The organism is Bradyrhizobium sp. MI1.10, from assembly GCF_055811035.1.
Map to the genome: position 1 here is coordinate 293,983 of NZ_JBVVPN010000003.1, position 11,967 is coordinate 305,949.

Consider the following 11,967-nt stretch of genomic DNA (forward strand, 5'->3'; position numbering starts at 1 on the left):
GCACCGTTATCGCTTCTGCATTTTACGCGGACATCGGCATGAACACCGCCTTCCTCATCCAGCTCCTGGTCAATGGCCTCGTGGTCGGCACGCTCTATGGCGTGGTCGCGATGTCGTTCGTGCTGATCTACAAGGCCTCGCAGGTCGTCAATTTCGCGCAGGGCGAGCTCTTGCTGGTGGGCGCCTGGGTGTGCTGGACCTTGCTCGCGAAATACCAGGTGCCGTTCTGGATCGGCATGCCGATGACGCTGGTGTTCATGTTCGTGTTCGGCATCGCGGTGCAGGTCCTGATCCTGCGACCGATGATCGGCGAACCCATCATCTCGGTCATCATGGTGACGATCGGCCTGTCCACCGTGCTGCAGGCAACGCTGAAATGGATGTTCGGCGTCAATCCGCAGCCGTTCCCGCGCGTGTTCGAGAGCCAGTCCGTCAGCCTGCTCGGGCTTCAGATCCAAACCGTCTATGTCATGAGTCTCGTCGTCTCGATCGCGATGATGATCGGCATGGCCTGGTTCTTCCGCGCGTCAAAGTACGGCCTTGCGATGCGCGCCACCGCGTTCAATCAGCAGGTCGCGCAATCGCTCGGTATTTCCGTCAAAAGCGTGTTCGCGATGGCCTGGGCGATCTCCGCAACGGTCTCGGCGGTGGCGGGCGTCGTCGTCGCGGTCGTGAACGGCGTATCCTCGGGCCTTGCCGCCTACGGCATAAAAGTGTTTCCGGCGGCGATCCTCGGCGGGCTCGATTCCGTCGGCGGCGCCGTGCTCGGCGGCATCATCATCGGATTACTCGAGAACATCGCGCAATATGTCGACAGCGAATACCTGCACTGGGGCAATCTCTACGAGATCGCGCCGTTCTACGTGCTCATCATCGTGCTGATGATCAAGCCTTACGGCCTGTTCGGCACCCACGACATCGAACGGATCTGATCCATGGCCGGCCCCGCCCTCATCCCTGCTGGTGATTTCCGCACCTCTTACGCGGCCGACACCACGATCTTCCCGACCACGACCAGCCGCAACTTTGCGATCGTCGGCGTGGTGCTGCTCTGTCTCGTGCCGCAATTCCTTGGTGGGTACTGGCTCAGCATCCTGATCCAGATCGGCATCTTCTCGATCGCCGCGCTTGGTCTCAACATCCTGGTCGGCTTCACAGGCCAAATTTCGATCGGTCACGCCGCCTTCTTCCTGCTCGGCGCCTTCACCTCGGCCTACATCTCCAATAGCGCATCGATCCCGGTGTTCTTCGCGATCCCCCTCGCGGGCGTCGTCACTGCGCTGGTCGGGCTGATCTTCGGCATCCCGGCGGCGCGACTGAAGGGGCTTTATCTCGTCATCGCAACACTCGCGGCACAATACATCCTGCTCGACTTCTTCTCGCGCGCGGAGTGGTTCACTGGCGGCTCGGTGCCGGCCAGCGCCAGTCCGTTCTCGATCTTCGGCTACACGCTGCGCGGCGACAGGCAATATTTCTACGTCGTACTCGCCTACGTAGTTGCAAGCTACGTCCTCGTCACCAATCTGATGCGCACCCGCGACGGCCGAGCGCTGGTGGCGATCCGCGACCATTATCTCTCCGCGGAGATCATGGGCATCAATCTCACCAAGTATCGCACGTTGTCATTTGGGCTCGCCGCCTTCTTCGCCGGCATCGCCGGCGCGCTCTACGCACACTACCAGCTCGTGGTGTCGCAAGAGGGCTTCGGCATCGAACGCTCGATCCTGTTCCTCGCCATGATCATCATCGGCGGCACCGGTTCGATCATGGGCACGCTGATGGGTACCGCGTTCGTGGTGCTGCTGCCCGAGACGATGGAGTTCCTCAGCGTGGCGCTGAAGGGCGGCGCGATCGACAAGGCGCTGTCGCTGAACAACAACATCACCTTCCTGCGCGAGATCGCGATCGGGGTGATCATCATCGCGTTCCTGATGTTCGAGCCGGATGGGCTCGCGCATCGCTGGCGGCAGATCAAGGCGTATTGGAAACTCTACCCGTTCTCCCATTGAGCGCGGGCAACTCGCAAACCAACAAATAAACAGGAGGAGGCAACCAATGAAGACAAAATCCTTTTTGAGCACCGCGTCACTTGCGCTGGCGATCGCCGCATTCTCGTCAGGCGCTCAGGCGCAGATCGCGATCGGGCATCTCGCCGACTATTCCGGCGGCACGTCCGACGTCGGCACGCCCTACGGCCAGGCCGTCGCCGACACCTTCGCCTGGGTCAACAAGAACGGTGGCGTCGGCGGCAAGCAGCTTAACGTCGATACCAACGATTATGGCTACCAGGTGCCGCGCGCCATCGCGCTCTACAAGAAGTGGTCGGCGACCGACAGCAAGGTCGCGGCGATCATGGGCTGGGGCACCGCGGATACCGAGGCGCTGACCGGCTTTCTCGCCCAGGACAAGATCCCCGACCTCTCCGGCTCCTATGCCGCCGCGCTCACCGATCCCGAAGGCATCAGCGGCAAGGCCAAGCCCGCGCCCTACAATTTCTTCTATGGTCCGAGCTATTCGGACTCGCTGCGCGCGATGCTGATGTGGGCAGCCGAAGACTGGAAGGCCAAGGGCAAGTCCGGCAAGCCGAAATTCGTCCACATGGGCGCCAACCACCCCTATCCGAACGCGCCGAAGGCCGCCGGCGAAGCCATGGCGCAGGAGCTCGGCTTCGAGGTGCTGCCGCCGCTGGTGTTCGCGCTTGCGCCGGGTGACTACAGCGCGCAGTGCCTGAGCCTGAAATCCTCGGGCGCCAACTACGCCTATCTCGGCAACACCGCCGCGTCCAACATTTCGGTGATGAAGGCCTGCAAGACCGCCGGAGTCGACATCCAGTTCATGGGCAATGTCTGGGGCATGGACGAGAACGCCGCAAAGACCGCGGGCGATGCCGCCGACGGCGTGATCTTCCCGCTGCGCACCGCGGTGAGTTGGGGCGGCGATGCGCCCGGCATGAAGACGGTGATGGAGATCTCCAAGATGTCCGATCCCACCGGCAAGGTCTATCGCCCGGTGCACTACATCGCGGCGGTCTGCTCGGCGCTCTACATGAAGGAGGCGATCGATTGGGCCGCCAAGAACGGCGGCGCCACCGGCGAGAACGTCGCCAAGGGCTTCTACCAGAAGAAGGACTGGGTGCCGGCGGGGATGGAAGGTGTCTGCAATCCCTCGACCTGGACCGACAAGGACCACCGCGGCACGCTGAAGGTCGACCTCTACCGCACCAGGATTGCGGGCGCGACCGACGGCGACCTCAACGACCTCATGGCCAAGAGCGCGATCAAGCTCGAGAAGGTCAAGACCGTCGAGCTGCCGCGCAAGCCGGAATTGCTGGGCTGGTGAACCTCGCTTTCGCCGTACGCACAACTGTTATCCCCCGCCTTGTGCGCAGCGCGCACTGGAAGCGGGGGATCCAGTACGCCGCGGCTTCCCGGTGAATCTCCGGCGTCTCTGGAATACTGAGTCACCCCGCCCCAGTGCGCTATTGCGCACGAGGCAGGTGACGACATCGAGAGAGTAACTGACCATGAGTGAAGCGGCTCACATCGAGCGCCCCTCCCCGATCGTCGTATCCGCGCCGCCTCTCCTTGCCGTGCGCAACATCGAGGTCGTCTATGACGATGTCATCCTGGTGCTGCGCGGCCTCAGCCTTGACGTGCCCAAGGGCGCGATCGTGGCGCTGCTCGGCGCCAACGGCGCCGGCAAGTCGACGACGCTGAAGGCGATCTCTGGGCTGCTCAAGACCGAGGACGGCGAAGTCACGCGTGGCGAAATCTTGTTCGAAGGCGAGCGCATCAACGGCATCGATCCCGACAAGATCGTCCGCCGCGGCATCTTCCAGGTGATGGAGGGCCGGCGCATCGTTGCCGACATGACCTCGCTGGAAAACCTCAAGCTAGGTGCCTTCACCCGCAGAGACCGCGAGGTCGGGGCCGATCTCGATATGGTCTTCAACTATTTCCCGCGCCTGAAGGAGCGCACCGGGTTGGCCGGTTATCTCTCCGGCGGCGAGCAGCAGATGCTCGCGATCGGCCGCGCGCTGATGGCGCGCCCGAAGATGATCCTGATGGACGAGCCCTCGATGGGCCTGTCGCCGCTGCTGGTGAAAGAGGTGTTCTCGATCATCCACAAGATCAATCGTGACCTCGGCGTCACCATTCTCCTGGTCGAGCAGAACGCCCGCGCTGCGCTGTCGGTGGCAAGCCACGGCTACATCATGGAGCAGGGCAAGGTCGTGCTCGACGGCACCGCGGACGAATTGCGCAACAACGAGGACGTCAAGGAATTCTACCTCGGCGGTGCCGGCGACCAGCGCAAAAGCTTCAAGAACCTCAAGAGCTTCAAGCGGCGCAAGCGCTGGCTTTAACCTTCCAATACCTGTTCCGCTTCCGTGACTGCGCAGAGAACATGATAGAACGACGACGCAGGAATGGTGTCGATCAGCGATTTGCCGTCGCGGTCGAACTGGTCGTACCAGCCGCCCCGCACGGGATGGCTGAGATAATGGCGTTCGAGCCGCGCCAGCGCCATGCGCGCCTCGTCCGCCGCGCCCGCCTCGCCGGATTCGGCCTGCGCGATCCACGCCTTCGCAATCTCGGTCTGTGGCCACAGCCGGCGCGTAGTGCGGCGAATGTTGCCGGCATCGTCACCTTCGTCGATCAGGCAGCCGGTGGCCTCGTCGCGATGGCGCAGCGCGGTTTCCAGCAGCTCGGCGCGCCGCTGTCCGGTCGGGCAGCCCGTGATGCGTTCGAACCCCTTCAGCAACCAGACCCATTCCGCCTGGTGGCCGGGCTCGACGCTGACCGGCGCGATCTTCGACCAGTCCTCCTCGAAATATTCGCCGAGCGCGCGCGTCCGCTTGTCGTAGAGACTGGCGAGGAACAGCGCGAAGAACTCGCCAGCGCGGTTCTGGAACGACAAATCGTGGGTCGCATCGAAGCACGCGATCATCGCCTCGAACAGATGCATGTGTGGATTCTGCCGGCGCGGCAGCGAGACCGGAAGGCTTTCGTGAACGCCGCCGTGCGGCGAGCGCAGATGACCGTCGAGGAAGGCGAGCAGCGCATCGATCTCGGCGCGAATTTGCGCGTCCTGGTCGAGCGCATAGACGGTTGCGAGCGCAAACAGGATGAAGGCGTGGTCGTAGGCGTCGCGCCGGCCGTCCAGCACCGCGCCCTCCGGCGTCAGCCGGTGCACGTAGCCGGGCCGGCCGTCGGGCGCCTTTGCTTTGGCGAGCAGATGCTCAAGCCCCTTCAGTGCGATGGCGCGCCCCTCAGGGTACCAGCCCATCTGCGCAGCCTTGGCGTAGCACCAGATCTGACGTGCCTGCACGAACACGCGCCGCGGCGCGGCGCTGTCCGCCGTGCCGTCACGATGCAGCCGATCGATGAAACCACCCGCGCCATGGTCCCAACCGACCGTCGACCACAACGGCAGCGCCTCGTCGATCATGCGGCGCTTCAGGCGCGGCACGACGTCCGACGCCTCGTCCGCCGCACTGATTCCCTCGTCCGCCATCGCGTCCTCTTCAAACCTCGTCCACGGCCTGATACCCATGCCGGCGGCGGCGCGCAACGGATGCCAACCCGGAAAGATCAGCCATGACCGCCCATTACGACGCCCTCGAGACGCGCGAACAAGCCGCGCGAGAGGTCGATCTGTTCGCCCGCCTGCCAGGCGTGCTGCGCTCTGCGATGACCGCGCCCGCCTATGCCGATCGGCTGAAAGGCGTCGATCCGGCCGCCGTGACCTCCAGGGCGGCCCTGGCTGGCCTGCCGGTGCTGCGCAAGTCGGAACTGCCGGCCCTGCACAAGGCCTCCACGCCCTTCGGAGGGTTCGTCGCGGCGGCGCCCGGCTCGTTCGCCCGCCTCTTCACCTCCCCCGGGCCGATTTTCGAGCCGGAGGGGCGGCAGGCCGACCCCTGGCGCGGCGCACGGGCGCTGTTCGCGGCCGGGTTCCGGCCCGATGACATCGTGCTCAACACCTTCAGCTACCATCTCACCCCTGGCGGCTTCATCTTCGATGCGTCAGCCCGCGCGCTAGGTTGCGCCGTGATCCCGGCTGGTCCAGGGAATACCGAGCAGCAATTCGAGCTGATCGAGGCCTACCGTCCCGTCGGCTACAGCGGCACGCCGGACTTCCTGAAGATCTTGCTCGATGCTGCCGCAAGCTCGGGCCGCGACGTCTCCTCGATCAAGCGCGCGCTGGTCTCGGGCGCGGCCTTCCCGCCCTCGCTCCAGGCCGAGGTCAAGGCGCGCGGCATCGACGCCTACCAGGCTTTCGGCACCGCCGATCTCGGCATCATCGCCTTCGAGACCAGCGCACGCGACTGCATGGTCGTGAACGAGGATCTCATCATGGAGATCGTCAAGCCCGGTACCGGCGATGCCGTGGCACCCGGCGACGTCGGCGAGATCGTCGTGACCTCACTCGACCCGCACCATCCCTGGATCCGGCTCGCACTCGGCGACCTCACCGCGGCACTGCCCGGGACCAGTCCCTGCGGGCGCACCAACATGCGCATCAAGGGCTGGATGGGCCGCGCGGACCAAACCACCAAGGTCAAAGGCATGTTCGTTCGCCCCGAGCAGGTCGCCGAGATCGGTAAGCGCCATTCCGCGCTCGGAAGATTACGCCTCGTCGTCACGCGCCAAGGCGAGGCCGATGCAATGACGCTGAAAGCGGAGACGGCGGCCGCGAACGATGCGTTGCGCGAGGAGATTGCAGGCACCTTGCGCGCCGTGACGAAACTCGGAGGCGAGGTTGAACTGGTGAGGCCCGGTGCGCTGCCGAACGACGGTAAGGTGATCGCGGACGAGCGGTAGAACTGACCTTATTCTCGTAGCACCGAATATTTCGCCAAAACAAGTTATGTTCGGGCGAAACTTGCGCAAAACGCCCGAAATATCCGAGGGTTGCGCGCTCCACATGCAGCGGGGTCGAAAAATGACAGGCAAGGGATCATCATAGATTTGCTGCCGGCGGCGCTCGGCAATACCTTTCTCGTGTTCTACCTCGTGCTCGATCTTTGGCGCGGCGAACGTGGATTTCATTTTCCGAAGCTTGCTGGCTTGGTTTCACCGTCTCGACGGGGGGACTGCTGAGCTATTTAGTGCTCGCAGGTACAGGTAGCGGGTGGAACATCTCCCCCGCGTACTTGATTGCCACGGGTCTCGCCACGGCCATGACGGTGCGGCTCCTTAAGAGTCGCAGTGCGCCTTGGCCAGTTCCAATGATGCACAGGTCTGACGTTGCGTAAGCCTCGAATCGCCTTTCAGACCAGGCAAGCGCGACGTCCGCTTTGGGCCGCAGCGACGGCAAGGTTCAATCAGTCAGCTGAGATCAACTAGAGCGAGATACTTGAGATTCGCAAATCAGGGTGTCTCTGATCACCACCATGCTTGCTGGGCGTAGGGCAGCATGGATGGCCAAGCCTTACTCTCTCGATCTTCGCAAGAGCGTAGTCGCAGCGGTTGAGGGCGCAATCTCCCGCAATCACCCCGGCGCAGTTGCCCTCCAGTCTGGGCAAAAAATGGCTGCTGGTTAAGCATTCTAATCCGCGGTGTGTCTTCCGCGCTACAGCAAATTCGGCGGACTGGGGTAGCTCTTGGGAGAGCTTCTGAAACTTGAAAGAACGAAAATGAAAAAGTTCCTACTCGCTACCGTCGCTTTTGCCGTCCTAGCGGGTACGGCATCGGCAGCTGATATGGCCGCGCGTCCTTACACCAAAGCCCCAGCGATGGAGGCCTCGCCGATTTACAACTGGACCGGCTTTTACATCGGCGGTCACGTCGGTGGCGCATTCGGTGGCAACAACAACATTCTGGCCCCCGGCTTCACCGGCACCAACAGCAACGATGGTGTGTTCATGGGCGGCGCGCAGGTCGGTTACGACCATCAGTTCTCACCGAACTGGGTGCTGGGCATTGAAGCGAACTACAGCTTCCTCGACACCAATGACAATCCCTTCGTCAACCGTGGGCTCGGTTCGGTCACCGGTCGCCTTGGCTACACCTAGGGTCCGGCGATGGTGTACGTCAAAGGCGGTTATGCCTGGGCTGACTCCCGCCTTACGAATGGCTTCGGCGGCGGCACCTTCACCAACAACGGCGGTGGTCGCGACGGCTACACGGTAGGCGGTGGTCTCGAATACCTGTTCGCCCAGAACTGGTCGGGCAAGGTCGAATATCAGTACTATGACTTCGGCACGCGGAACGCTCTCTTCACCAGCGCCGGAGGTGTTGTTACCGCCGTCGACTTCCGCAATGACGAGCACACCATCAAGGCCGGCCTGAACTATCGGTTCAATTGGGGCGCTGCCTCGGCGTCTCGTTACTGACGGCTTTCATATCACATAATCTACCTAAAGGGTCAGCCATCAGCCTGGCCCTTTTTCATAAGCCGGAATGGCTGGCGCGAGGATTGCGTGTCGGCCAAAATACGCACCCGACTGAACCCGATCGAACCGGTCTTTGCCAAGCTCAAACACCTGCTCCGGTCTGCGCTGCCATTGGCGCGCCAGAAGAATGCGCGAACTGTCTCAAAACTCAAGCTATCGAAGCCTTTGCTATCAGCTTCAGTTTCCTTGCTGCGGGAGGCGATTGTCATCAATCATAGCGGTCACGCCATCGATGAACGCTTGACACTCAGCGTGGGTCTTGAAAGTGCCCTTGTACTTCCCGAATAGGAAGACGGTCCGGCCGTGACCCTTTCCGAAAAAGTATTGGCCGACGTGTCCGCCCCTTCGTCTTTGAGCTCAATGCTACCAAGGCTTTGCACTGACTTGAGGTCTGTCTGGGGTAGCTTGATCCGCACATGTGTCTCCGTGATCCATGACCGGCTCCGCCGGGCTAAGGACGGTAGCGGCGTCAGCGTCAACTGGCGTGTGTAGCAGATCAGCGCTTCGCCGCGTTACCAGCCAATTCCATCGCCAGATCGAGAGCTGCGACTCCAATTTGATCTGAAGAATGAGATTTGCAGCGCCGGTCCATCCAAACAACAATCGCGGAGAAATCGCCGCCGCCAACAATGTCCCTCTCAGCACTCACGTTTAGTCCGCTGACGAAACCCACGACCCAGGATTCAAAGGCCGCCTTTACGACTAAGTTCTTCTTCCTATTCAGCCAAGCGGTACAAGATTGCGAGCCAGCGCCCACGATCGTTGATCCGGCGTTCAGCGACGTTGGCAAGAGTAGCATCATCACAATGGCAAGCGCGCGTTTAATCTCTTCCTCGATCGAAAAGGGCTACTTCCAAGGAGGCTCTATCTGTCGCTTTGCCCGAGCGGCGCAAGCTCAGTTTTGATTTTCTCGATGCGCCTGCGTATGGCGATGGACGCTTCTACGCCCGATCGCTATCTCAGGCTAGAATCCGGCCAGTGAGGAACCTCATCGGCGCGGGATCGACGCAAGCTCTGCCGCACCATGGCGTAGAGCACAAACAGGCCGATGGTGATCGCGACAGCGAGCAGTGGGAAAATGTAGTCATGCAGCGCTCCAAGACTTTGAAATACTAGCAGCCCGTCCAATCGGCGCGGCGCTCCCCGGCCTGAGACCCTAGACCGCCAATGTCCTACTCAACTCGTGGTTCTCATCCAGCATTCCGCTTCAAATGTTTGAGCCCCCGCCGTTGCTGCGAGAGAGCAGCCTTCTCATACCATTCCAAGCTCGACAGATATCTCATTTGCTTTGGTTCTGCGCCCTCAATCACCTCCAAAGATCAGAATTAACCTAAGAGCTCGCAGGCGATCCTGGCGACTCCTCGCTTGAGCCAGATCTTGAACTGCGACATCCATGTCCGTACCTTTGAAGTCTTCCGCAAGAACTGCATCGAAGCCAGCGAAACCAGAACCAGCGGGTTCGTCCCAACGAGATAAGCTATGCCGATAGGCGTTGCGGCTCGATGCTGCTTTGCCGGCGGTTGTTTGCGGCCCGGTACTCCTCTCTGCGTTTGCGCGATTGGCTTCGATTTGTCGCTTTAAGCCAACTTGCCTCCTTGATTTCTCTACTTAGCAGTCGAGCAATCCGCTTCGCGCAAAGTGCACGACCTCAATCCTCGGTTCCGGCTCCTCCACGATGCGATGGTAACCGATCCGGAGGGTACGACGAATCCGTCAACAACGGGGCAATGAACGTGTGGAGGTTTGGTCCATCAAACAGATAGGCTGCTATTCCGGCCGCTTGAGCCGCAGCAAGATCGCTCTGCTTGTCGCCGACCATGAAGCTAGCATCGATATTCACCGAATACCGCTCAAGGAGGGCTCTGATCATCCCCGGCTGCGGCTTACGACAGTTGCAGAGGACACGGTAACGCTCAACCAGACCATCCGGGTGATGTGGGCAAAATTCGAATGCATCGATACGGGCACCAACGATAGCAAGTTCACGCGACATCCAGTCGTGCAGATTGCGAACATGCCGCTCCTCATAAAGCCCCCTCGCAATTCCTGATTGGTTGGTCACGACAAATGCAAGGTATCCGGCATCATTGACTGCTTTTACGGCCTGTTGGGCTCCTTCCACCCACCGGATCTTGCCGGGATCGAAAGCATAGCCGTCGTCCTCATTGAGAACGCCATCACGATCGAAAAATACTGCCGGGCGCTTCAAATCTCACTAGCCCAAATTGGAGGGGATACCCGCCGATCTTCCGACAATCACGGCTTCATTTCAACATGTCATGCGACCAGACAATCGTTCACTGCGAGCGCGCCTTTTGCATCCACGTCTTTGCTATTCATGCGTGAATTGGCTTCGTTTTGTCGGTCTTTGTACCGATCACCGTCGTCCCGCCCTTGGCCTAAGCGCGTAAGAACAAAAGCCGTTTCTGCCGCTATAACGAGCAAGATTGTTGCTGCAGAAAGGACTGGCCTTCATCCGTGATTGGAGCGTCACTGATTCGACTGGGCGCCCCCATCGATCGTAGCGCCGGTATCTCGCCTCGCGGACGCGGGGCTTCAGGCATTGCGGCATGTGAAGCCGCTTGTTTTGCGTAGGAAATACCGGCGACAACAGTTCAAACAAACGGCGCGGATGCGCCCAATCACATTGTTCGGTTTAACCCTAACGACCGCCGTCATTTCATCGGCGGCTCGGATGCGCGGACCATCATGGGAGACGATCAGGACTCGCTTTTACGACTCGGGCGGGAGAAGCGCGGCGAGATCGACCCAGAAGACCTCTCGGACAATTTGATAGTCCAGCTCGGCACCATAACCGAGGTCCTCAACCGCGCCTGGTATCAACGATCCTCCGGGCAAACCATCAAGGACATCCAGAAGCGCGTTCGCCATCCCGTGCACAAATGGATGGGAGCGACGCTCGACGGCATTGTCGAACAAACCGACGCGGTGTTCGAGGCCAAGTTCATGTTGCCATGGGCCTTCACCGAGGAGGCCGCGGCCGACAAGCACATGGCGCAGTTACAGCACAACATGTGGGTGATGGCTTCCCGCAGCGCGGTGCTCTCAATCATTACCGGCGGCGGCAAATGGGTCGAGATCAAGATGCACGCCGATCCGCTCTACCAGCATCTCTTGCTCACGGCCGAGAAGATGTTCTGGCGCTGCGTCCAGAGTGGCGAGCCGCCTGTCCTGTGCAACATCGAAACCCCGCGGCCCAAGTTGGAAGCGATCAAGGTCGTCGATATGTCGACCTCCAATCAGTGGGCGGATTTGGCGGCCACCTATCTGCGCACCCGCGAGGCGCATGGCGAGCACGAGACCGCAAGGCCGACCTGAAGAAGCTGATGCCGGAGGATGCCAAAGAGGCAACCGGCCACGGCATCAAGGCTAAGCGCTCCAAGTCCGAAGCGATCAGCTTCGAGGCCCAGGTGGAGGCGTCCCATGCACCAATCCAATGAAAGGATCGAGGCAATATAACCCCATGGACGCGAGCGGGGCGCGACGTTCTAGCCACGTTTGGCAAGGTTCCGCCTTTCCCAACTGCTGCGGCTGAGGTAACACAGGCGCAG

At 61.2% G+C, this 11,967-nt stretch carries 10 protein-coding genes and 2 pseudogenes; 9 read left to right on the plus strand and 3 right to left on the minus strand.

What is annotated here, in order from left to right; translation table 11 throughout:
* Positions 1 to 38 precede the first annotated feature (38 nt).
* The 4 genes from AC0L3K_RS05560 (at position 39) to AC0L3K_RS05575 (ending at position 4,363) form a co-directional block, all read left to right on the plus strand.
* Positions 39 to 932, plus strand: a complete 894-nt coding sequence (locus AC0L3K_RS05560; protein WP_027519025.1) for a branched-chain amino acid ABC transporter permease — start codon at positions 39 to 41, stop codon at positions 930 to 932.
* A gap of 3 nt (positions 933 to 935) precedes the next feature.
* The gene (locus tag AC0L3K_RS05565; RefSeq protein ID WP_219682123.1) at positions 936 to 2,009 is read left to right on the plus strand and encodes a branched-chain amino acid ABC transporter permease; all 1,074 of its coding nucleotides are present in this window, start codon (positions 936 to 938) and stop codon (positions 2,007 to 2,009) included.
* A 46-nt stretch (positions 2,010 to 2,055) separates the two neighbouring features.
* Positions 2,056 to 3,339 (plus strand): ABC transporter substrate-binding protein, encoded by a 1,284-nt coding sequence (locus AC0L3K_RS05570; protein WP_473365554.1) that lies wholly within the window; start codon positions 2,056 to 2,058, stop codon positions 3,337 to 3,339.
* Positions 3,340 to 3,523: 184 nt separating this feature from the next.
* Complete coding sequence (locus AC0L3K_RS05575; RefSeq protein ID WP_473365555.1) at positions 3,524 to 4,363, plus strand: ABC transporter ATP-binding protein; 840 nt, start codon at positions 3,524 to 3,526, stop codon at positions 4,361 to 4,363.
* Here the strand turns inward: AC0L3K_RS05575 and AC0L3K_RS05580 are convergent.
* Complete coding sequence (locus AC0L3K_RS05580; RefSeq protein ID WP_473365556.1) at positions 4,360 to 5,514, minus strand: AGE family epimerase/isomerase; 1,155 nt, start codon at positions 5,512 to 5,514, stop codon at positions 4,360 to 4,362. The genes AC0L3K_RS05575 and AC0L3K_RS05580 overlap by 4 nt on opposite strands.
* An 83-nt stretch (positions 5,515 to 5,597) precedes the next feature.
* Here AC0L3K_RS05580 and AC0L3K_RS05585 point away from each other — a divergent pair, with 83 nt between their 5' ends.
* The 3 genes and pseudogenes from AC0L3K_RS05585 to AC0L3K_RS05595 all read left to right on the plus strand — a co-directional run bounded on the left by AC0L3K_RS05585 (position 5,598) and on the right by AC0L3K_RS05595 (position 8,683).
* Entirely contained in the window at positions 5,598 to 6,821 is a 1,224-nt protein-coding gene (locus AC0L3K_RS05585; RefSeq protein ID WP_473365557.1) for a phenylacetate--CoA ligase family protein, read from the plus strand.
* 815 nt (positions 6,822 to 7,636) lie between these two features.
* Positions 7,637 to 8,335, plus strand: a pseudogene (locus AC0L3K_RS05590) (outer membrane protein).
* Positions 8,336 to 8,422: 87 nt separating this feature from the next.
* The gene (locus AC0L3K_RS05595) at positions 8,423 to 8,683 is read left to right on the plus strand and encodes a hypothetical protein (protein WP_473365558.1); all 261 of its coding nucleotides are present in this window, start codon (positions 8,423 to 8,425) and stop codon (positions 8,681 to 8,683) included.
* Between the two features lie 208 nt (positions 8,684 to 8,891).
* On the opposite strand, the gene AC0L3K_RS05600 is transcribed toward AC0L3K_RS05595, so the two are convergent.
* On the minus strand, positions 8,892 to 9,194 hold the full coding sequence (locus tag AC0L3K_RS05600; RefSeq protein ID WP_473365592.1) for a hypothetical protein: 303 nt from the start codon (positions 9,192 to 9,194) through the stop codon (positions 8,892 to 8,894).
* 77 nt (positions 9,195 to 9,271) lie between these two features.
* Between AC0L3K_RS05600 and AC0L3K_RS05605 the strand changes: the two genes are divergently transcribed.
* Positions 9,272 to 9,511, plus strand: a complete 240-nt coding sequence (locus AC0L3K_RS05605; protein ID WP_473365559.1) for a hypothetical protein — start codon at positions 9,272 to 9,274, stop codon at positions 9,509 to 9,511.
* Between the two features lie 532 nt (positions 9,512 to 10,043).
* Here AC0L3K_RS05605 and AC0L3K_RS05610 read toward each other — a convergent pair.
* Positions 10,044 to 10,604, minus strand: a complete 561-nt coding sequence (locus AC0L3K_RS05610) for a D-glycero-alpha-D-manno-heptose-1,7-bisphosphate 7-phosphatase (protein WP_473365560.1) — start codon at positions 10,602 to 10,604, stop codon at positions 10,044 to 10,046.
* Positions 10,605 to 11,041: 437 nt separating this feature from the next.
* Between AC0L3K_RS05610 and AC0L3K_RS05615 the strand changes: the two are divergent.
* Positions 11,042 to 11,856: pseudogene (locus tag AC0L3K_RS05615) on the plus strand (YqaJ viral recombinase family protein).
* Positions 11,857 to 11,967: the final 111 nt, after the last annotated feature.

Excerpts from the sequence above, each read along its gene's own strand:
- AC0L3K_RS05560 (WP_027519025.1), top strand. The coding sequence starts at position 39 with ATGAACACCGCCTTCCTCATCCAGCTCCTGGTCAATGGCCTCGTGGTC.
- AC0L3K_RS05565 (WP_219682123.1), top strand. The coding sequence starts at position 936 with ATGGCCGGCCCCGCCCTCATCCCTGCTGGTGATTTCCGCACCTCTTAC.
- AC0L3K_RS05570 (WP_473365554.1), top strand. The coding sequence starts at position 2,056 with ATGAAGACAAAATCCTTTTTGAGCACCGCGTCACTTGCGCTGGCGATC.
- AC0L3K_RS05575 (WP_473365555.1), top strand. The coding sequence starts at position 3,524 with ATGAGTGAAGCGGCTCACATCGAGCGCCCCTCCCCGATCGTCGTATCC.
- AC0L3K_RS05580 (WP_473365556.1), bottom strand. The coding sequence starts at position 5,514 with ATGGCGGACGAGGGAATCAGTGCGGCGGACGAGGCGTCGGACGTCGTG.
- AC0L3K_RS05585 (WP_473365557.1), top strand. The coding sequence starts at position 5,598 with ATGACCGCCCATTACGACGCCCTCGAGACGCGCGAACAAGCCGCGCGA.
- AC0L3K_RS05600 (WP_473365592.1), bottom strand. The coding sequence starts at position 9,194 with ATGCTACTCTTGCCAACGTCGCTGAACGCCGGATCAACGATCGTGGGC.